The sequence below is a fragment of the Falsirhodobacter sp. 20TX0035 genome (genome assembly GCF_028307215.1).
In the GTDB taxonomy this organism is placed as follows: domain Bacteria; phylum Pseudomonadota; class Alphaproteobacteria; order Rhodobacterales; family Rhodobacteraceae; genus Falsirhodobacter.
Genome location: NZ_JAQMHV010000019.1, coordinates 1 through 18,758 on the forward strand (window position 1 = coordinate 1; position 18,758 = coordinate 18,758).

The following is an 18,758-nucleotide window of genomic DNA, read 5'->3' on the forward strand; positions in this document are numbered from 1 at the left end:
GGCAGGACGTGTTCGATTACATCGAGATGTTCTACAACCCGAAGCGAAAGCACGTGAGAAACGGGATGCTGTCGCCCACCGAGTTCGAGCGGCAGCAAATGATGAGACGTGAAGGCGTCTAAGAAACTCGGGGCTATTCAGGGTGCCCTGCGCCGGTATCGCTCCGCGCTGTTCTTCTCGATGAAGGAGACCTGGGGAGAGGACAAGGCCCGCCGCGTCGAGGCTGACCTGATCCGCCGGCATGAGGAAGCGGAGCAGCTTCATCGCCAGACGCAATCTCGCCGAAGGGGTGCCTTCGCGATGCCGGACAAGCGCGTGGCGCCCAATACCGAGGTGTTCGCATGACCAAGAGCCGGAACATCGGGGCAGGGTCGCCCAACATCTCTCGCTCCATGAAGGTCAGCCACGCCGAGGCCGAGCGCCTGCTGCGTCAGTGGTGGCCCGACCGGACCGTCACAGTGCGCGACATGGCCGAGCGTCTCGGGATCAGCCGCGCTTGGCTCACCAAGCTGGCGCTGCGCTGGAACCTGCCCGACCGCCGGGGCGTCGCCTTCCGCGTCGGTATGCCGGTCCGGGTCCGGGACATGGATTTCATCGACGCCGCCGCGTGCGCCGCGCACTTCGGCCTCCACGTCCAGACGGTCCGTTCCATGGTCTGCCGCGGCGATGCCGACCGGATCGGCCTGAGCGTTTCCCGCGCCCATGCGAACAGCCACTACAAGTCGGTCCCGCTGATCCTAGGCCCCTTCCACTGGCCCAGTCATCGGCAGGCTGCGGCGGAACTGGGCCTTCGTCCCGAGAAGATATCACTGCTCAAGAAGCAGGGGCGCACCGACGAACTGCTGGGCCGCGCCATGGCGGTGCAGAGTCAGAAGGACATGAAGGCCTACAAGGCGAGGGCATCGGCATGACCGACCTGATCAACCATCCGCCCCACTACACCAGCGGCCCCGCGGTGTGCGCCCAGTGCGGCTGCCCCATCGAGTGCATCGACGTGACTTCCCACATGGGGTTCTCTCTCGGGAACGTGGTGAAATACGTCTGGCGCGCGGACTTGAAGGGCGCGGCGCTGGAGGACTTGCAGAAGGCAGCGTGGTATCTCCAGCATGAGATTGAGCGCCGGCACAAGGCAGCGCAGGTGCCGCTATGACGGACCTTCGCACCATCGCCAACGCTCCGCGCGCCCGCTTCATGGCCTTGGCTGACGAGGTGGCCGAGGCCTACCAGATCGACCGCGCCGACCTGCTGGGCAACCGGCGGCTTCGGCTCTGGGTGGATGCCCGCCAGCATCTCTACCTGCTCGCCAAGGAACGGTTCGGCTGGTCCACCACCCGTATCGGCAACCTCACCGGCCGCGATCACTCCACTGTGGTCTACGGCATCCAGCAGGACCGCGCCCGTATCGCGAGGGATCTGGCATGACCGAACGCGAGGCCATCTTCCTCCGCCACCACGGTCTGCCGGTCTGCAAGACGGCCCTGCGCTCCACCGACTTCAACGAGTGGATCCGCCCGATCATCTGCCGCGCCCGCCGCACCGAGCCGCACCTGTTCGACGCCAGCGGCCGCATTCGCAACCACGACACATTCACCCGGTGGCTGGACGAGAACCACCCGCCGAAGGAGGCAGTATGAGCACCCTAGTCAAGATGATGGACCGCTTTGCCCTCGCCGTCCCGGATGGCCACGAGCACTGCATGTCCTACAGCGACGACCGCGCTTTCATGTTCAACCGCGCCGGGGATCTTGTTTCGACCAAGCTCCGCAACGGCGAGAACGACGACACGCTGCGCTTCCGCCTTCACGCCGCCATCACCGCACTGGAGATCCAATGACCGACCGTATCCTTCCCTCCGGCTGGTGGCTCATCCCCTGCATCCTCGGCGGCGCCTGCATCTGGGCCGCGATCATCCGCGCAATCATCCGGGGGCTGGCATGACGGAACCCCATCGCTTCACCACTCGCAGCCGCCATGTCGGAGCCGTAGGCCACGTCGACGACTCCTGGAAGGTCGACATGCGGCGCATCGTCGTCGGCCTGCCGTCGGACATGTTCGACCGGATCAATCGGGAAGCCAAGGACCGCAACCTGCCGTTTACGGAGGTCGTGCGGCAGAGACTGGCGAAAGAGGAGGCAAGCCATGGCTGACACATCCCCTGCCGCTGTGCTGGAACGCGCGGCCTATGATGACGCCCTCGGCAACCGCCGCACCGCCGACATGCTGCGGGCGTTGGTGGCCCGCGCCACCCCCGAGGCCGAGACGCCCGCCGTGCGGGTGAAGGCGCTGGTGTGGTATTGCTTTGGGAAAGAGTGCGAGCGCGCAGAGAGTGGCTTTGGCTTGATCAACGTTGTTTGGGGCTTCCAAGACGGATGCGCCTTCATGATGCACGGGGCCAAGAGCCAAGCATATCCATCAGCCGACGCCGCCAAAGCCGCTGCCCAATCCGACTACGAGGCCCGCATCTTGGCCGCCCTTGAGCCTGCGCCCGTGCAGGGGTGGCGGACGGACATGGACGCGATCCCTAAGGGGTTGGCCGTCTTGGCCGCTCTGTCGAATGGCTGGCACGAGATCATCACCGATCGCTCGGAAGAAGGCGACTATGCCAGGTGGTATGTTTCGCAGGGCCGAACGTCGTTGCCGATCGAGCGCACCCATCCCCGAGACACGGACTGGGGCAATACCCTACGCGTCGTGGCATGGATGCCCCTACCTCCCGCCCCACAGGAGGACGCATGATGCGCCTCCGCTGGATCCACGCCTTCGGCATCGGGCTGGTTGTCTTCGTCGCCCTTATCGCAATCCAGTGGGGGTGACATGAACGCCATCCACAAGGAGATCATGGCACTGCCCGCCGCGGAACGGCTGCCTTACGCGCTGGAACTCCTCCAGCAGCTGACGGGGCAGTCTGCGGAGGACGTCGTTCGCGTCCGCAAGCAGCTGGGCGTCTCCAAGAAGCACGCGCAGATGCTTTTGGCGCGCAACGCGGCGTTCCCCCGCACGCTGACGAAGGAGCAGATCATGACTGCGATCCACGGCCCGGGGTGGGAGCAGGACATACGGTCGGTCGCCGTGATGGCCAGCAAGGTCCGCGAAAAGCACCCGGACCTGATCGAAACAGTCTGGGGGACCGGCTACCGCCTGACCCGCAAGCTGGACGTCGGCACGGATCCGGTGGCCGGCCGCGAGAACTCCGGCGACCCCTGGACGGAGCAGGACGACGAGGATCTGCGCCGCATGATGGAGAACGGCTCCGAGCTGCACGTCATCGCCGACGAGATGGACCGCAGCGAGCGTTCGGTGGCCGACCGGTGGCGCCGCATCCGCGGGAGGAAGGCGTGATGGGCATCCACAGCGTTCCCCAGTCCGCAGAGGCCATCCTCGCGCAATGCGTTGGGAAGGACCGCCTGACTCCGGCGCAGGCGCACGAGATCGCCCGTCGGCCCGGCAAGCAGATCGGTGTCTATCGCTGCAAGCATTGCGGCCAGCATCACGTCACCCACGCCTACGCCAAGCCATTCCGCAGGAGGAAGCACTGATGCAGGATCAACATCTACATGTGCCTGCGCCATGCTTCAAATACGCTGCGGCGCACCACACATTTGATAACGCAGAGAGCGTCGCCACCAGCATGAGCGGATTAGAGATCGCACCGCCCAAGCCTGAGCAGAGGACAACAACAATGAGCGACCTGAGGAAGCTGATTGAGATGGTGGAGGCGGACTACTTCGAGGTGCAGGTGATGGAAAAAGCAATTCCCTTGCGCCAGTGGGGGAACTTCATCGCTGCCTATCACGGGTCTCTTGATGCTGCGCGAGCATTGCATGACGCACTGGTGCCCGGATGGACCTTCGACATTACGAATGGCAGCGCCTTCGTCTGCGATGTAGCCAAAGCCACACCGCAGTATTCAGGCCAATGCAGGGTTCATGCGGCAGCGTGGCTCATCGCCATTTTGAAGGCCTACGAGGCGCGGCAATGACCACCAGCGCGGACGGAGCGGGTCAGCCCTACGCGTTGCGATCAGCTTGCCGAACGCCGCCGCGGATCAACGGCTTCTGGCAGGCGATCAAGCAAGCCGGCACTGATCAGCGCGGCCAAGAACGCATCGCGCGCATCGTCTTGGCACTCGCTCGCTTCGAACGCAGCAGTGCACCGAGCCACAGCGTCGTAATAGGCCGTGGATCTTCCCCAGAGCCAGCTCTCGGTGAGGAAGATCAACGCATGGCCTGTCGCGCGGATGATGTGGAACGTGCCTGTCTCCGGGTTTGCGAACGCAATCGGCTCTTCCCAAACGTGGCTCATAAGTGGCTCCGACCAGACTCTCTTACCAAGAGACAGGACGGTGAAAGAACATATCCAGCATTTCATCGATTAACCACCAAACTAATTTTCTGCTTAACGAGTAATCTGTTGATGGAAAGCGTAAGAATTATGCAACGCAGCCTGACCGAGTGTCGAAGCGGAAAAATCCAGCGCGCCGATATGCGTCAGGAGGCAAGGCAATGAGCAGCATCGCAGAGCGCAAGCGCCGGAAGAAGGCGCGGATCGCGGGCTTTGACCTCGCACCGGTGCCGCGCCGTGAGAAACAGGCCAGGGAGAAGGGACGCTTTGTGAAAGCCGAGGAAGATCCGCGCAACGCCGCGCTGAACATCCGCTGCATCCGCTTCGGGCTCAGCCCCAACCGCAGCAACCGCCACAAGGTCAGCGGCCAGCACATGGCCTGCGACATCGGCTTTGTGCTGGAGGCCCGCTGCGGGGATGCCGAGGTGTCGCGCCTCTGGCAGGTCTGGCAGTCGTGGGGCGCGGCCGAGCGGACGTATCGGCTGCGGTATCTGGGGCAGAGCGAGACGGCGCAATCCTCGGCCATCGCGATGGTGCCGGAACCCATGCAGGCGGACGACGGCCACAGCGTCGACACCCGCACGCCGGACGAGCGCGATCGGGATGCGGTGAATGGCTGGATGCGGTGGCGGGGCTATCTCGGCCACCTGTCGTCGGTGGATCAAGCGGCGCTGCACGCGGCTCGGCGTGAGACGGGGCCGGCACTTTGGCAGGATGGAAATCCCACGGGGCAGGGGATCGCGACACTCGATGCCTTGCGCCACTTGGCAGATATGGCGGAAAAGGGTTGACACCCCTACAATCTGTGGCATCGTGGTTATAATGAAGGGGCACGATTGTGCTTGAGTACGCGCACGGGCCTTCGGGTGCCGCGCCTTTCCTTAGGGTCACATGGACAGCCGAAGCCTCATCTCCGCCGCGCATCAGATCGGAGACATGGCCGTCCGCCTTCACGATCTGCACGCCTCGCTGTCATGGTTAGGCAAGCTGCGGGTGTGGTGGCGCGGCTACCTCTGACGGTGCCGCGCTTCCGCCTTACCGCCCCTTCGCAACCGCTTTGGACACGGCGTCCTTCAAGCTCGGCGCTGCGGCGATTACCTTTGGCACTTCCTTCTTGGGCTTCTTTTCATCGCGTTTACGCTTGTTCATGCCCTTGGCCATGGTCTGGCTCCTGTATGGTCCGACGAGGATCGACGGGTCGCCCACACTACGCCTTTGCCGCAGGATAGATACACAATTCGCGTGGTCACCTAGTGCCGCGCTCTCGATGCCGCCTTCTGGTGGGTGACGTTCTCGAGCCTCAGGTGCACCTTAAGGGTTCGGGCCACGCGATGTGCGGCGTCATCCTCCCGAGGACGGATCGTACGCTTACCAATCGTCGTTGCATAGGATGCGAACTAACCCCGCTATCAATCGTTGACTGACAAGAAACGAACGTGCGAGAGTGGCTTATGGTGTGGGTATGGGTTCTGGGCGCTTTCTTCGCCATAACTGTGATTGGTTGCGCAGTGATAATTTGCGGGTAGCTAAGGTTCAGCTTTCCGGAACCAAACAAGAACGTTGATGCGGCAACGTACCTGCGCTAGGGTCGGCGCATGATCGATAAAAAGATGTTAGCTCTCATCGTGCTGATCTACGTAAGTGTGTTTGCTTACGTCTTGATCGCGTAGGAAGGGCACTTGAGGTTAGAGCCGCCGCCGCGATGCTGACCCGGTGGAGTTGATCGCCACCGCCGCGTTCACATGAAGGGCGGGCCCCCGGCGAACCGGAGGCCCCGAGGGTCACTGAACCGCGAAGTTCACGGCCAGCAATACGAGCGTGACCAGAGACACCGCAATGGATGCGTAGGCGAGACGGTCGGACATCGGACTACCTCCTGTATTCGTCCCAAGGTTTCAGACCTTGCGAATAGGCTGACATCGCAAGAGACATATAGCGAGGAATATCGACGGACCGCCCAACCTTTGCGGATGCCACATGGCGCGCGGCAGCATTGCGCCCCCATCCAAGCGCCTCCTCGACCTGCTTGGCCGTCTTGAGGCCGCAGTGGTCCATCCAGGCGAGAAAGTCTTGAGCGGTCATCGAGAGCCTCCTATATTGAAGGGAGAGAGCGCCAGCCCCGCGTCACCGAGGCTGGCACCTTCAGATCACCAGTGGTGGATGATGTTGACGATCAACGCCATTGCCACGATGACCTGAAGGATGAAGGCAAGGTGTGGTAACTTCATGCCTTTCTCTCCTTGCTAGGTTAGGGGCGGGTCATTCCGCCCCTTTCGTATGCTCAATATGCACCAATTGGTGAATGTTGGCAATGGATAAATGCACCAATCAGTGAGATAAATTGGCATCTAGTGCCTGATTGGTGAAAATCGCAATCGCCGCTGGCTGCGATACAGGGTGAAGCAATGGCCAAGCTGACCACGCTGCGCCCCAAGGTCCAGATGCTCGCCCCGCGCCTTGGCCGCCTCCCTGCCGACGAGACCGCACGTCATCGGGAGCGTGATGAGACGCAGGACTGGCGCCGCTGGTATAAGACCAGCCGCTGGCAGAAGCTGCGCTGGTCCGTCCTCGTCCGCGACACCTTCACCTGCGGCATGTGCGGCAAGATCGAGAGCGACACCTCCAAGCTGGTCGCTGACCACAGGACGCCACACCGGGGCAGCGAGCCGCTGTTCTGGGATGCAGGCAACCTCTGGTGCGTGTGCAAGGGCTGCCACGACAGCGCGAAGCAGCGGATGGAACGGCGCGGCCATGCCTGACGTGCCGGGGGGGGTAGGTCAAGATCCCGAAGGGGCAGGCCGCCTAGACCCGCGTCCCAAACATTCGCACTTTAAACCCGGGTCTTTGATTTCCGGGCCCCGCAATCAATCCGAAATCAGAGGTAATTAAATGGCCCGTGGTGGATATCGCCCTGGGGCTGGTCGGCCACGCAAGGAGGCCGGAACGGTCCCGGTTGCAAAGGGAACGGCGGCGAAGCCGGTCGAGACCAAGGATAACGCCGTGATTGAGGATGGGGCGGCGGCTCCAAAGCAGAAGACCCCGCTGGAATACATGCTCGGCGTGATGAACGACGCGACAGCCGATGAGGCGCGGCGTGACCGGCTGGCCATCGCGGCGGCGCCGTTCATGCATGCCCGGGCTGAGGCCGCGGCGTCCGGCAAGAAGGAACAGAAGCAAGAGGCCGCCGAGAGGGTCGCCGCCGGCAAGTTCGCGCCGCGGGGCGGGCCCAAGCTGGCGGTCAATAACGGCTGATGCTGGACTGGTCCACCGCTTGCCCGGATTGGGAGGATCGGATCGTCCGGGGGCAGGGGCTGATCCCGCTCCGCCCGCTGTTCCAGTCGGAAGCCGATTATGCCCTCGGCGTGTTCAAGTCGCTACGGGTGCCGGATCTGCCGGGCAAGCCGACATTTGGGGAATGCACCGAGGAGTGGGTCTTCGACTTCGTGGCCGCGATCTTCGGGGCAAATGATCCCGAGACGAGCGATCAGCTGATCTCGGAGTTCTTCCTCTGCATCTCAAAGAAGAACACGAAATCGACGCTGGCCGCCGGGATCATGCTGACGGCGCTGATCATCGGCTGGCGTGAGGAAGAGGAGCTGCTGATCCTTGCCCCTACGGTCGAGGTCGCAGGGAACAGTTACAAGCCGGCGGCTGCGATGGTGCGAGCAGATCCGGAGCTTTCGGACCTGCTGCATGTGCAGGACCATGTGCGGACGATTACTCACCGTGTCAACAAGTCGGCGCTGAAGGTGGTGGCCGCTGACACGGACACGGTAGGCGGCAAGAAGTCAGGCCGCATCCTGATCGACGAGCTGTGGATCTTCGGCAAGCGGCCCACAGCCGACGCGATGCTGCGCGAGGCGACAGGCGGGCTGGTATCGCGGCCCGAGGGCTTCGTGATCTACCTGACGACGCAATCGGACGCGCCACCGGCGGGCGTGTTTAAGGACAAGCTGGATTATGCACGTGACGTGCGGGACGGCCGGATCAACGACCCCAAGTTCCTGCCGGTGATCTACGAGTTCCCGAAGGCGATCATCGCCGGAGAAGGCTATCTGGACCCCGCGAACTTCTACATCACCAACCCGAACATGGGCCGGTCGGTGTCGAAGGAATGGCTGGAGCGCGAGCTAAAGAAGGAGCTCGGGAAGGACGCGGCAACGCGCGCCACCTTCTTCGCCAAGCACCTGAACGTCGAGATTGGGATGAACCTCCGGGCCAACCGGTGGCCGGGTGCGGACTTCTGGGCGTCGCGCGGAGACAAGAGCCTGACGCTGGAGGCCGTTCTGGAGCGCAGCGAGGTCGTCGTGGTCGGCATCGACGGCGGCGGTCTGGACGACTTGTTCGGATTGTCCGTGGTTGGCCGGGAGCGCGGCAGCCGGGACTGGCTCGCATGGTCCCACGCCTGGTGTCACAAGGGCGTTCTGGAGCGGCGCAAGACGATCGCCACGAAGCTGGAAGGGTTCGCCGGGAACGGGGATCTGACGATCGTGGATGACGAGCTGCAGGACATCTCGGCCATCATCGAGATCATCGGCGACGTGAAGGCCCGCGGTGTTCTGGCGTCGGTCGCGGTTGACCCGGCCGGATTGGGAGAGTTGATCGAGGCGCTGGCGGAGATCGAGGTCACGCAGGAGGCCGGACTGCTGGTCGGCGCGCCTCAGGGCTACGCCATGATGAACGCCATTAAGACGACGGAGCGGAAGCTGGCTAACGGCACGCTGCGGCACTCTGGGGCACCGCTCATGGCTTGGTGCGTGGGCAACATCAAGATCGAGCCCACCGCAACCGCGATCCGGGCCACGAAGCAGAACGCAGGCGACGCCAAGATCGACCCAGCCATGGCGCTGTTCGACGCCGTGACCGTGATGAGCCGCAACCCGGAAGTGGCGCGCGCGCCCGAATACCAGATGATCTTCGTCTGAGAGGACACCATGAAGAACAGAGCCCACAGCCTCCTGACGGTGAAAGCCGTCCGGGAGGGCGATCGCGTGCTGCGCGGCATCGCTACGACGCCCACGCCGGATCGCGAGGGCGACGTGGTCGAACCGCTTGGCGTCAAGTTCTCCAACCCCATGCCGCTCCTCTGGCAGCACCGGCACGACAAGCCGGTGGGCACGGTCAAGTTCAGTGCGCCGACGGCGGCCGGCATCGAGTTCGAGGCGACGCTGCCGCGGATCGATGAGCCGGGCGTGTTGAAGGATCGCGTGGATGAAGCCTGGCAGTCCGTGACGCATGGCCTTGTTGCCGGTGTCTCGATCGGCTTCCGCCCTCTGGAATACTCGCTGATGGAAGGGGGCGGTTACCGCTTCCTCGAAAGCGAGATCTACGAACTGTCGCTGGTGACGATCCCGGCCAATGCCGAGGCGACGCTCCAGCTTGTGAAATCCCTCGATGTCGACCTCGCCCCGTCGGGCCGCCTGCCGTCGCCGTCGAACCCCGCGCCCTCCGCCGAGGGGCAAGCCGTCCGTGTGGTGAAGCTGCACAAGGAGCCGAAGGCGCAACCCTTCGTCATCCGCCGCATCAACCGCTGACGGCCCCGTCCTCATCCTGCCCTTGGACAAGGCCAGCGGGTCGCGACCGCGTCCCAACCCCTCATGGAGAACCACAATGGCAACCTATGCCGAACAGATCGCCGCATTCGAGGCGAAGCGCGCGGCCAACGTCGCGTCGATGAAGTCGCTGATGGACGCGTCCGCCGAGAAGGGCGAGACGCTGGACGCGGAAGGTCAGGAGCAGTTCGACGAGCTGCAGGCCGAGAACGAAGCCGTCGACAAGCACCTGTCCCGCCTGCGCGCGATGGAGAAGGCGGCCATGGACACCGCCAAGGCGGTCGACGGCCAGAACCCCACGGCAGCAGGCCAGTCGCGCGATCCCCGCGTGCCGGCGCAGGTCAAGATGACCGAGAAGCTGGAGAAGGGCGTCGGCTTTGCCCGTCTGGCCAAGGTCAAGGCGCTGGCCAAGCTGGATGGCGAGAGCGTCCGCACCGTGGCCAAGGAGCTCTACGGCGAGAACTCCGCCGTCTACGGCATCGTCAGCAAGGCCGCTGTGTCCGCAGGCTCCACCCAGGACGGCAACTGGGCCGCGCCTCTGTATGGCGAGGGCACCGATGTCATCGCGGACTTCGTCGAGTTCCTGCGTCCCCGCACGATCCTCGGGCGCTTCGGCCAGAACGGCATCCCGGCACTGCGTCAGGTCCCGTTCAATGTCCCGCTGGTGGGCCAGACCGACGGGGGCGAAGGCTACTGGGTCGGGGAAGGTCGTGCGAAGCCCCTGACCAACTTCGGCTTCGAGCGCAACATCCTCGACATCTACAAGGTGGCCAGCATCGCCGTCGCGACCGAGGAGCTGCTCCGCCGCTCCAGCCCCGCGGCGGAAGGCCTGCTGCGCGACAGCCTTGCCGCCGCCATCATCGCACGCCTCGACACCGACTTCGTGAACCCCGCCAAAGCGGCCGTGGCCGGCGTCTCCCCGGCGGCTATCACCAACGGCGTGACCCCTGTGGCCTCCACCGGTGGCGACGCTGATGCGATCCGCGCGGACATCCGTGCGCTGATGGCGACCTTCATCGCGGCCAACAATGCCCCGACCACGGGCGTCTGGCTTATGGGCTCCACCACGGCTCTGGCCACGTCGATGATGGTCAACCCGCTGGGGCAGGCCGAATTCCCGGGCATCACCATGACGGGCGGCACCTTCGCGGGCATGCCGGCCATCGTGTCCGACTACATCCCGGCCGGCACGGTGATCCTCGCCAACGCCAGCGACATCTATTTGGCGGACGAGGGCGGCATCCAGGTCGACATGTCCCGCGAGGCTTCGCTGGAGATGGCCGACAACCCGGTGCACAACTCCACCACGCCCACCGGTGCGACGTCGCTGGTCTCGATGTTCCAGACGAACTCGGTTGCGTTCCGGGTCGAGCGGTTCATCAACTGGTCGCGGCGTCGTCCGTCCGCCGTGGCGATCCTGACCGGCGCCACCTGGGGTGCGGCCGCGGCCCCGGCCGTCTGATAGTCCGGGCGGGGCGGCTTCGGTCGCCCCCTCCCTCTGACGGAGGCGGGACATGAAGAAATCGACGTATATGGACCGCGCGCTGCGTGCGGCCGATCCGCGCTACGCCCGCGTTCTCGGTAAGCTTGGCTACCAGCGGTCGGATCTGGCCGCGGCAGTGCAGGCTCACGAGGAGGAGGACGCGTTGTCGGAGCTGCGCGCCGAGTATCAGGACGTGGTTGGCAAGAAGGCCTATCACGGTTGGGACGCAGACACGCTGCGCGCGAAGATCGCCGAGGCGACGAACACCGGCGAGGAATAACGCATGCTCCGGCTGTTCCGGCGCAAGGCGCGCGAGAAGGCGCTGCGACAGCCCGCGACCGGCGGGGGCTGGCGTTCCATGATCCACGAGGCCGCGCCAGGCAACTGGCAGCGCAACGTCGAGATCGACCAGACCGCGGTGCTGGCCTTCCACGCGGTCTTCGCCTGCATGACGCTGATCGCCCGCGACATCGCCAAGCTGCGGGTCAAGCTGGTGGTCCGGGACACTTCGGGTATCTGGTCGGAGACGTCCAACGCGGCGTATTCGCCGGTGCTGCGGAAGCCCAACAGCTACCAGACCCGCATCCAGTTCTGGGAAAGCTGGATCCTGTCGAAGCTGTCCCACGGCAACGCCTACATCCTGAAGGTTCGCGACAACCGCGGCGTCGTGATCCAGATGCACGTGCTTGACCCCCACCGGGTCCGGCCGCTGATCTCCGACGACGGGCAGGTCTTCTACGAGATCCAGCCGGACAACCTTGCCGCAGGCACTCAGCAGGTTGTCGTGCCGGCGCGCGAGATCATCCACGATCGGTTCAACACCCTGTTCCACCCGCTGGTTGGCCTGTCGCCGATCTATGCGAGCGGACTGGCCGCAACGCAGGGCCTGAACATCCAGAACAACAGCGCAGCCTTCTTCGGCAACGCCTCGACCCCCGGCGGCATCCTTTCGGCGCCCGGTGCGATCACCGACGAGACAGCGCAGCGTCTGAAGTCCCACTGGGAGACGAACTACTCCGGCCGCAGCGCGGGCAAGATCGCGGTGCTGGGCGACAACCTGAAGTTCGAGCGCCTTGCCGTGACGGCCAAGGACGCCGAGATGGTGGACCAGCTGAAGTGGACGGCCGAGGTGGTGTGCAGCACCTTCCACGTCCCGCCCTACAAGATTGGGGTTGGGGCGCTGCCGTCGTACAACAACGTCCAGGCGCTGAACGTCGAATACTACACTCAGTGCCTCCAGTCGCTGATCGAGGAGGCCGAACTGTGCTTGGACGAAGGGCTGGCGATGTCCGACGGCATCGGCACGGAGTTCGACCTGGACGGCCTGCTGCGGATGGACAGCGTGACCCAGATGGACGTGCTGGAGAGATCCAAGAATGTCCTGACGCTGGACGAGCGCCGCGCGCGGCTGGACCGCAAGCCGATCACCGGCGGCGCCACCGTCTACATGCAGGAGCAGGATCACAGCATCGAAGCCATTGCGGCCCGCGACAAGCTGCTGATCGCGCAATCTGAAGCCCCGGCACCGGTGGCGCCTCCCGCGCCTGAGCCGGAACCCGACGACACCGACGAGGCCCTCTGGATGCTGGAAGCGAAGATGATGAGGGCCGCCGATGCTCGACATTGAGAAGCTGACCGACGCGATGGTCGTCCACACGATGAAGGCGATTGATCGCGCGACGGCGCCTTTGCTGGCGCGGCTGTCCGAGATGGAGAAGCGCCTGAAGGATATCCCGCAGCCGCAAGATGGGAAGGACGGAGCGCCCGGCACAGATGGTCGTGATGGTCAGAGCGTGACTATCGAAGATATCGCGCCGTTGATCGCCACAGAGGTTGCCCGCGTGGTTGCGGCGCTTCCGCCGGCGGAGAAGGGGCAAGATGGCGCCAAGGGCAAGGACGGCAGGGACGGTGCCAGTGTCACGGCCGAGGACGTTGCCCCTCTTATCGCGGCAGAAGTTGCCCGTACGATGGCCGAGTTGCCTGTGCCCCAGAACGGCAAGGACGGGGCTGACGGCAAAGACGGTCGCGACGGTAAAGATGGTCTGAGCATTACCATCGAGGACATGGCCCCTCTGATCGAGGAGCATGTCGGGAAGGCCATAAAGGGCGTTCCTATGCCCAAGGACGGCCGCGACGGGGCCGATGGCAAGGATGGCGCGAACGGGCGTGATGGCGCCGGCATCGCTGACTTGATCATTGATCGCGACGGCGCGCTCATCGCTTCCATGACGGACGGTCGCATGAAGAACCTCGGCCGGATCATCGGCAAAGACGGAGCCGACGGTCGACATGGCCATGACGGCAAGGATGGCCGCGATGGCGCGGACGGGGCCTCGCTGCAGGACTTCACCGTCGACATCAATGGCCCGCGCCCGGTCCTTCGCTGCATCACCGCTGGCAAGGTGAAGGAAATCCCGATCCCCGGCTTCGTCGATCGCGGCGTCTTCAAGGACGGCTCAGGCTACCTGCCGGGCGACGGCGTTACCTTCGGCGGCAGCTTCTGGATCTGCCAGAAGGACACGAACGCCAAGCCGGGCGAGAGCGAGGACTGGCGCTTGGCAGTCAAAAAGGGCCGCGACGGTAAAGACGGCGCTATGGTGCCGGCCAAACTCTCCAAGAGCGGAGGCTGACATGCCTGACCTTGTCGATCTGGACGAAGCCAAGAAGATGCTGCGCATCGACGGTGAGGATGACAATGCGGCCCTCGCCTTGCTCATCAGCGCCGCCAGCGCGTCCGTGCTTACCTACCTGAAGACGGCCGCCGATCCGTTCGTCGGGGCTGATGGCAAGCTGAAGGGTGAGGTCCCGTCGCAGGTGAAGGTGGCGACGCTGCTGCTTGTCGGGATGCTCCGCCGGAACCCTGACAACGACGTGGAGCGTGCGTTCGAGCCGGGATATTTGCCGACGCCCGTGATATCGCTGCTCTACCCGCTGAGGACCCCGACCCTTGCATAACCGTCCCAAGTCCTTCTCGGCTGGCGATCTGACGAGACGCGCCACGCTGCTGGAGCCCGTGCAGCGGCGGGACAAGGACGGCCAGATCATCCAGGGCTATGCCGACCGTGGCACTGTCTGGGCGAACCTCCTTCCCCTGCGCGGCGGGGAGAGCGTTATGCAGGCGCGCATGGAGAGTCGCAACCCAGCGATCGTGACCGTGCGGGCTTCGCCCCTGACACGATCCGTCACGAGCGAGTGGCGCGTGACGATCGACGGGCGCGAGTATGACGTGAAGGAAGACCCCCGCGAAACGCAAGACCGCGCATTCCTTGAGTTTCTGGTGGAGGCGCGAGACCGATGAGGGCAGGGCGCACCCTACGACGGATCGTGATGGACCGGATCATCGCGCAGGTGCCGGCACTGGAGGGACGGGTCTATGACCGTGCGACGGAAGGAACAAGCTTTCCGTCGTGCACCCTCGGACCCAGCTACTGGACCGATGCCAGCGTGGAATGTGTCACGGCACGCCAGATGACACTGCAGATCGACATTTGGCACAGCCAAGCGAACAAGGGCGTGGTCGAGGATCTGGTTGACGATGTGACTGCGGCATTGGCCGGCTGGAGCGATCCTGTCCGGATCACTATGAGACCGCTGGTCATCAGCTTGGTGCGCGTCTTGGACGAGCCTGGCGATAGGGTGCATGGCGTGGTGCAAGTGGAGGCGCTGCTGGAGGGCTAGCAGATCTAAATCAGCATGCTGAGTGACCATGGCTGAGCAGGGGCAGAGGTGACTATGAGCCCGAAGCTGCCCTTCCTGTGCCATTGCACAAGAAGGACTAGTCGTGGATCCTCCGGCGAAAAAGGAGCTTCCCCGTGCCTGACATAGAAATCCGCCAGCTCACGAAGGATGATGTTTCCGCGTTCAAGGCGATACGGCTGGAAGCGCTTCAGATGGAACCAGCGGCATATGCCAGCGGCGTGGAAGACTGGGTATCCCTGTCTGATGACGAATGGGCCAGCAGGTTGCAGTTGCCTGTGTTCGTAGCTTTTCAGTCTGGGGAGCCTGTGGGTGTCATGGGCTTGCTTCGCCAGCAGGCAAGCAAGATGAAGCACCGGTCCACGCTCATCATGGTCTATTTGCGTAGCAGCTCACGGGGACAAGGGCTGGCAGAGGGGCTTATGGACGCTGTAGCCAAGTTCGCTACGGAATGCGGGATTTTGCAGATCGAGTTGAATGTGAGCAGCCAGAACAGCCGGGCAATCCGCTTCTACGAGCGGAACGGCTTCCGTGCCATCGGCCTCATTCCAGCCGGGATGATCCACGAGGGTGAAGAGGTCGATGAAGTGATCATGGCCCGTCGTCTTATATGACTGAAGGTCGGTTAAGTTCCTCCTCGGCGTTCAGAGCCCATAGCTGCCCTTGGTCACGACCACGCAATGCGTCATAGCTTAGGCGTAAACAACATGCCGGTTTCGACTTGGACAGCCCAACGATTCTACTCTCGATAGCATTTCTGATCACCGCCATGGTTTACGCAGCGGTCGGGCAGGCCGGGGCATCGGGTTACATCGCCATTTTGGGATTGGCAGGCTTTAGCCCCCTTGCCATGAAAACGACTGCGCTCTCTCTGAACCTTTTGGTTGCCGCCATAGGCACCGCTCTGTTTCTGAGGGCGGGGCGGTTATCGTGGCGGAATGTCTGGCCATTTGCCTTACTGGGATTTCCTTTTTCGATGCTGGGAGGCGCGCTTCACCTGCCTGAGAGCATATATTTTCCGCTAGTCGGGGCGGTTTTAATCCTTTCTGGATTTCAAATGGCTCGCACAGCGCTCTTTGACACGAGAATGGAGGCGGAGGCGCCTGTCACACCTCCCTTCACAGCAGCCTTGGCTGTCGGGGCAGTGATCGGGTTCGTTTCGGGAACGACGGGAACCGGGGGCGGCGTCTTCCTTGCGCCAGTTATCCTGACTATGCGGTGGGCTACAGCCCGCCAAGCTGCTGCCACCACGGCGGTTTACAACCTTATGAATTCCTGCGCAGCGCTGCTTGGCGCCTATGCCGCTTGGGGTCATATCCCATCAGCGCTTCCAGCGTGGCTGGTTGCTGTTGCGGTAGGCGGCACCATTGGTGCCTATATTGGAAGCCGCTATCTTTCTGACCTCTGGTTGCGTGGGATATTATCGATCCTTTTATTCATGTCGGGCGTCAAGCTTGTCTGGTGAAGGTCGGATCCGTCCCATGATCAACGCAAAGAGCCCTAAGCTGACCTAGACGGCTGCCGTCGGAAACCATGTGGGATTACCGCACGGCTCAAACGTCAGACAATGCGTTCGGACACGATCTTTGAAAATGCTCTCTCGACCATGGATCAAAGGGGCACCGCGAAAAGTTGGCTCCCGTTATGTAGTGGAGCTCTCATGTCGAACGACCTTATCCCCTTCGCACTGATCGCTGACGATGACGCTCTGATCCGCATGGATGTGGTTCATATTCTCGAAGACGCAGGGTTCCGTGTTCACGAAGCAGCCAATGTCGAAGAAGCCCTGTCGATCCTTGATCATGCGGGCGACAGCATCCGACTCCTGTTCACCGATGTGCAGATGCCACCAAGCAAGCGCGACGGCTTGGAGCTGGCACGGGAGTGTGCAAAGGGTTGGCCGCACATTAAGATACTGGTCGCATCAGGACGCGCGAAACCTGGCCTCGGCGACATGCCGAAGGGCGGGGTGTTCATTGGCAAGCCGTTCAGCGCGGATGTCGTCTACGACCGGCTGCAGGAGCTTCTGCCCGATGGCGAGAAGCCCGAAACTCTGAAGCACCGGGTGCGGTAGACGCTTCGTCGCCATTCATCATCGGGATCGGCGCTTCCAGCTTGAACTCCACACCAGCCGGCTCGAACAACAGGCGTGCCGTGCCGTTCATGTCCGCGGCCGCCACCCTCTCGATGATGGTGGACCCGAACCCCTGCCGCGTGCGGGGCTTGACTTTCGGGCCGCCCATCTCCGACCAGTGGAAGATGAAACGATCACGGTCCTCGCCGACGATCTCCCACGAAATCGAAACCGATCCGCCCTCGACACTAAGGGCACCGTATTTGAGCGAGTTCGTCGCCAGCTCAAAGAGGGCGAGCGTCAGGGCAGACACGCCACGCTCGTCCAGAACGAGCCGAGGACCGTCGTAGCGGATGTCGTAGGTCTTGAAGGGTTCGAGAACCTGCTCGATGACGCCGCGAAGATCGGCACTGGTCAAACTGTCGTTGGTCAAGGTGTCCTGCGCGGCGGACATGGCCTGAATGCGCCCGGACACCCGTTCCAGCGCGTCCTTCATGTCCACAGAATTTTTCAGGGAATGCACCACCACGGCCTTCACGGTCGCAAGGGTGTTCTTGACGCGATGCGCCAGTTCCCGCGCCAGAAGCTTGCGATGTTCTTCGGCTTCCTTGCGCTCGGTGATGTCCTGGCACACGCCCACCATGGTCAGGGCCACATCCCCCTTGTCGGATGATACCTCGCCCCGGCAATCGATCCAGCGCCGCTCGCCGGTGGGTGTATGGATGCGATACTCGATTTCGAAACTGGACCGATCCTCAATGGCCTTGCCAAGGGTCGCCTCCCAACAATCCCGATCCTCGGGGTGGATGGACGACAGCACATCCTCAGGCTCGAACCTGTCTTCGGGATTTCGACCGAAGATGGCACGACATCGAACGGAACTGACGAGACGCTTCGTGGCGATCTCCAATGTCCACGTGCCCATCTTTGCGCCGCTCAGGATGAAGTGCAGCCGAGCTTCGCTCGCGGCAACATCATGCATCCGGCGCTCGATCTCAACCTCCAACTCCCCCTGCGTGCGAGTCAGCTCCGCCACGCGGTTGCGCTCAGGCGACACTTCGAACTGCGAAGCGAAGAAATGGGTCAACTCGCCGGTCTTGCTGAATACGGGCGACACCAGAAGCCGGTTCCAGAAGGACGATCCGTCTTTGCGGTAGTTCAGCAGGTCGATCTCGATGCTTTCGCGACGGGCGATGGCATCACGGAGTCGGGTGATGTCATTGACGTTGGTGCCTGGACCTTGAAGGAAGCGGCAGTTGCGCCCCAGAAGATCTTCCCGACTGTAGCCCGTCAATTTCGTGACGGCGTCGTTCACGAACACGATGGGATTGTCCGGCAGCCGCGGGTCGGTGACGATTATCGGCATCCGCGTGGCCACGACGGCAGCGGCGAAAGGGTCATCAAGGTTCGGCAGCATGGGTTCCGCCCCGGTGGTATTGCTTGGCAGATCCACGAATGTAACCTTTCTTTCCTTCATATCTCATGGACCGAAACGGCATCCATGTCACCTTCAAAAGACAGCCGATGGCATCACCGTGATCCGAGCTACTAGACAAACAAGAACTTACCAACCCGCACTTTGGCCTCTTAACGAGAACCAATCTTCGCCGCT

32 protein-coding genes are annotated in these 18,758 nt (G+C 63.1%); 28 read left to right on the forward strand and 4 right to left on the reverse strand.

Annotated features, from left to right (window positions below; all coding sequences use genetic code 11):
• The 12 genes from PIJ50_RS15060 to PIJ50_RS15115 all read left to right on the forward strand — a co-directional run.
• On the forward strand, window positions 1-122 hold a 122-nt coding region (locus tag PIJ50_RS15060; protein WP_271976430.1), incomplete at its 5' end, for an IS3 family transposase.
• Window positions 109-345: a hypothetical protein gene (locus tag PIJ50_RS15065; protein ID WP_271976356.1), complete on the forward strand. Its 237-nt coding sequence runs from the start codon at window positions 109-111 to the stop codon at window positions 343-345. The genes PIJ50_RS15060 and PIJ50_RS15065, both read left to right, overlap by 14 nt.
• Window positions 342-911, forward strand: a complete 570-nt coding sequence (locus PIJ50_RS15070; protein WP_271976358.1) for a hypothetical protein — start codon at window positions 342-344, stop codon at window positions 909-911. Before PIJ50_RS15065 ends, PIJ50_RS15070 begins: the two co-directional genes overlap by 4 nt.
• Window positions 908-1,150 carry a DUF3310 domain-containing protein gene (locus tag PIJ50_RS15075; RefSeq protein WP_271976360.1) on the forward strand — a complete coding sequence of 81 codons (243 nt, stop codon included), beginning with the start codon at window positions 908-910 and terminating at the stop codon, window positions 1,148-1,150. Before PIJ50_RS15070 ends, PIJ50_RS15075 begins: the two co-directional genes overlap by 4 nt.
• A complete protein-coding gene (locus tag PIJ50_RS15080; RefSeq protein ID WP_271976361.1) occupies window positions 1,147-1,422 on the forward strand; it encodes a helix-turn-helix domain-containing protein in 276 nt (91 codons plus the stop codon). The genes PIJ50_RS15075 and PIJ50_RS15080 overlap by 4 nt, the downstream gene beginning before the upstream one ends.
• Window positions 1,419-1,634 (forward strand): hypothetical protein, encoded by a 216-nt coding sequence (locus PIJ50_RS15085; RefSeq protein ID WP_271976362.1) that lies wholly within the window; start codon window positions 1,419-1,421, stop codon window positions 1,632-1,634. Before PIJ50_RS15080 ends, PIJ50_RS15085 begins: the two co-directional genes overlap by 4 nt.
• Window positions 1,631-1,834: a hypothetical protein gene (locus tag PIJ50_RS15090; RefSeq protein ID WP_271976363.1), complete on the forward strand. Its 204-nt coding sequence runs from the start codon at window positions 1,631-1,633 to the stop codon at window positions 1,832-1,834. The genes PIJ50_RS15085 and PIJ50_RS15090 overlap by 4 nt, the downstream gene beginning before the upstream one ends.
• Window positions 1,835-1,934: 100 nt before the next feature.
• Window positions 1,935-2,147, forward strand: a complete 213-nt coding sequence (locus PIJ50_RS15095) for a hypothetical protein (protein ID WP_271976364.1) — start codon at window positions 1,935-1,937, stop codon at window positions 2,145-2,147.
• Window positions 2,140-2,736, forward strand: coding sequence for a hypothetical protein (locus PIJ50_RS15100; protein ID WP_271976365.1), 597 nt, complete (start codon window positions 2,140-2,142; stop codon window positions 2,734-2,736). Before PIJ50_RS15095 ends, PIJ50_RS15100 begins: the two co-directional genes overlap by 8 nt.
• Before the next feature lie 102 nt (window positions 2,737-2,838).
• Entirely contained in the window at window positions 2,839-3,339 is a 501-nt protein-coding gene (locus PIJ50_RS15105; RefSeq protein ID WP_271976366.1) for a winged helix-turn-helix domain-containing protein, read from the forward strand.
• Window positions 3,339-3,536, forward strand: a complete 198-nt coding sequence (locus PIJ50_RS15110) for a hypothetical protein (RefSeq protein ID WP_271976367.1) — start codon at window positions 3,339-3,341, stop codon at window positions 3,534-3,536. Before PIJ50_RS15105 ends, PIJ50_RS15110 begins: the two co-directional genes overlap by 1 nt.
• Window positions 3,536-3,979, forward strand: a complete 444-nt coding sequence (locus tag PIJ50_RS15115) for a hypothetical protein (RefSeq protein WP_271976368.1) — start codon at window positions 3,536-3,538, stop codon at window positions 3,977-3,979. The genes PIJ50_RS15110 and PIJ50_RS15115 overlap by 1 nt, the downstream gene beginning before the upstream one ends.
• Before the next feature lie 41 nt (window positions 3,980-4,020).
• Here PIJ50_RS15115 and PIJ50_RS15120 read toward each other — a convergent pair whose 3' ends face one another.
• A complete protein-coding gene (locus PIJ50_RS15120; protein WP_271976369.1) occupies window positions 4,021-4,302 on the reverse strand; it encodes a DUF982 domain-containing protein in 282 nt (93 codons plus the stop codon).
• A gap of 200 nt (window positions 4,303-4,502) precedes the next feature.
• On the opposite strand from PIJ50_RS15120, the gene PIJ50_RS15125 reads away from it, so the two are divergent.
• Window positions 4,503-5,132, forward strand: coding sequence for a hypothetical protein (locus PIJ50_RS15125; RefSeq protein ID WP_271976371.1), 630 nt, complete (start codon window positions 4,503-4,505; stop codon window positions 5,130-5,132).
• 100 nt (window positions 5,133-5,232) lie between these two features.
• The gene (locus PIJ50_RS15130; protein ID WP_271976372.1) at window positions 5,233-5,358 is read left to right on the forward strand and encodes a hypothetical protein; all 126 of its coding nucleotides are present in this window, start codon (window positions 5,233-5,235) and stop codon (window positions 5,356-5,358) included.
• A gap of 18 nt (window positions 5,359-5,376) precedes the next feature.
• Here PIJ50_RS15130 and PIJ50_RS15135 read toward each other — a convergent pair whose 3' ends face one another.
• Both PIJ50_RS15135 and PIJ50_RS15140 read right to left on the reverse strand, forming a co-directional pair.
• A complete protein-coding gene (locus PIJ50_RS15135; RefSeq protein ID WP_271976373.1) occupies window positions 5,377-5,502 on the reverse strand; it encodes a hypothetical protein in 126 nt (41 codons plus the stop codon).
• 708 nt (window positions 5,503-6,210) lie between these two features.
• Window positions 6,211-6,423 carry a hypothetical protein gene (locus PIJ50_RS15140; protein WP_271976374.1) on the reverse strand — a complete coding sequence of 71 codons (213 nt, stop codon included), beginning with the start codon at window positions 6,421-6,423 and terminating at the stop codon, window positions 6,211-6,213.
• 323 nt (window positions 6,424-6,746) lie between these two features.
• On the opposite strand from PIJ50_RS15140, the gene PIJ50_RS15145 reads away from it, so the two are divergent.
• The 14 genes from PIJ50_RS15145 (at window position 6,747) to PIJ50_RS15210 (ending at window position 17,146) form a co-directional block, all read left to right on the forward strand.
• Window positions 6,747-7,100: an HNH endonuclease signature motif containing protein gene (locus PIJ50_RS15145; protein ID WP_271976375.1), complete on the forward strand. Its 354-nt coding sequence runs from the start codon at window positions 6,747-6,749 to the stop codon at window positions 7,098-7,100.
• Between the two features lie 241 nt (window positions 7,101-7,341).
• Window positions 7,342-7,593: a hypothetical protein gene (locus PIJ50_RS15150; RefSeq protein ID WP_271976376.1), complete on the forward strand. Its 252-nt coding sequence runs from the start codon at window positions 7,342-7,344 to the stop codon at window positions 7,591-7,593.
• Window positions 7,593-9,266, forward strand: a complete 1,674-nt coding sequence (locus PIJ50_RS15155) for a terminase large subunit (protein ID WP_271976377.1) — start codon at window positions 7,593-7,595, stop codon at window positions 9,264-9,266. The genes PIJ50_RS15150 and PIJ50_RS15155 overlap by 1 nt, the downstream gene beginning before the upstream one ends.
• A 9-nt stretch (window positions 9,267-9,275) precedes the next feature.
• Window positions 9,276-9,875: an HK97 family phage prohead protease gene (locus PIJ50_RS15160; RefSeq protein ID WP_271976378.1), complete on the forward strand. Its 600-nt coding sequence runs from the start codon at window positions 9,276-9,278 to the stop codon at window positions 9,873-9,875.
• 76 nt (window positions 9,876-9,951) lie between these two features.
• Window positions 9,952-11,355 (forward strand): phage major capsid protein, encoded by a 1,404-nt coding sequence (locus tag PIJ50_RS15165; RefSeq protein WP_271976379.1) that lies wholly within the window; start codon window positions 9,952-9,954, stop codon window positions 11,353-11,355.
• 52 nt (window positions 11,356-11,407) lie between these two features.
• Window positions 11,408-11,656 carry a hypothetical protein gene (locus PIJ50_RS15170; protein ID WP_271976380.1) on the forward strand — a complete coding sequence of 83 codons (249 nt, stop codon included), beginning with the start codon at window positions 11,408-11,410 and terminating at the stop codon, window positions 11,654-11,656.
• A gap of 3 nt (window positions 11,657-11,659) precedes the next feature.
• On the forward strand, window positions 11,660-13,003 hold the full coding sequence (locus PIJ50_RS15175) for a phage portal protein (RefSeq protein ID WP_271976381.1): 1,344 nt from the start codon (window positions 11,660-11,662) through the stop codon (window positions 13,001-13,003).
• Entirely contained in the window at window positions 12,990-14,006 is a 1,017-nt protein-coding gene (locus PIJ50_RS15180) for a collagen-like domain-containing protein (protein WP_271976382.1), read from the forward strand. The genes PIJ50_RS15175 and PIJ50_RS15180 overlap by 14 nt, the downstream gene beginning before the upstream one ends.
• A gap of 1 nt (window position 14,007) precedes the next feature.
• Complete coding sequence (locus PIJ50_RS15185) at window positions 14,008-14,331, forward strand: head-tail connector protein (RefSeq protein WP_271976383.1); 324 nt, start codon at window positions 14,008-14,010, stop codon at window positions 14,329-14,331.
• Entirely contained in the window at window positions 14,324-14,674 is a 351-nt protein-coding gene (locus PIJ50_RS15190) for a phage head closure protein (RefSeq protein WP_271976384.1), read from the forward strand. The genes PIJ50_RS15185 and PIJ50_RS15190 overlap by 8 nt, the downstream gene beginning before the upstream one ends.
• 29 nt (window positions 14,675-14,703) lie before the next feature.
• Window positions 14,704-15,054: a DUF3168 domain-containing protein gene (locus PIJ50_RS15195; protein WP_271976385.1), complete on the forward strand. Its 351-nt coding sequence runs from the start codon at window positions 14,704-14,706 to the stop codon at window positions 15,052-15,054.
• Between the two features lie 134 nt (window positions 15,055-15,188).
• Window positions 15,189-15,686 (forward strand): GNAT family N-acetyltransferase, encoded by a 498-nt coding sequence (locus tag PIJ50_RS15200; protein WP_271976386.1) that lies wholly within the window; start codon window positions 15,189-15,191, stop codon window positions 15,684-15,686.
• A 107-nt stretch (window positions 15,687-15,793) separates the two neighbouring features.
• Window positions 15,794-16,537 carry a sulfite exporter TauE/SafE family protein gene (locus PIJ50_RS15205; protein WP_271976388.1) on the forward strand — a complete coding sequence of 248 codons (744 nt, stop codon included), beginning with the start codon at window positions 15,794-15,796 and terminating at the stop codon, window positions 16,535-16,537.
• A gap of 195 nt (window positions 16,538-16,732) precedes the next feature.
• Entirely contained in the window at window positions 16,733-17,146 is a 414-nt protein-coding gene (locus tag PIJ50_RS15210) for a response regulator (protein ID WP_271976390.1), read from the forward strand.
• Here PIJ50_RS15210 and PIJ50_RS15215 read toward each other — a convergent pair.
• Window positions 17,061-18,599 carry a PAS domain-containing protein gene (locus PIJ50_RS15215; RefSeq protein ID WP_271976391.1) on the reverse strand — a complete coding sequence of 513 codons (1,539 nt, stop codon included), beginning with the start codon at window positions 18,597-18,599 and terminating at the stop codon, window positions 17,061-17,063. The two genes, PIJ50_RS15210 and PIJ50_RS15215, sit on opposite strands and share 86 nt — an antisense overlap.
• Between the last annotated feature and the right edge of the window lie 159 nt (window positions 18,600-18,758).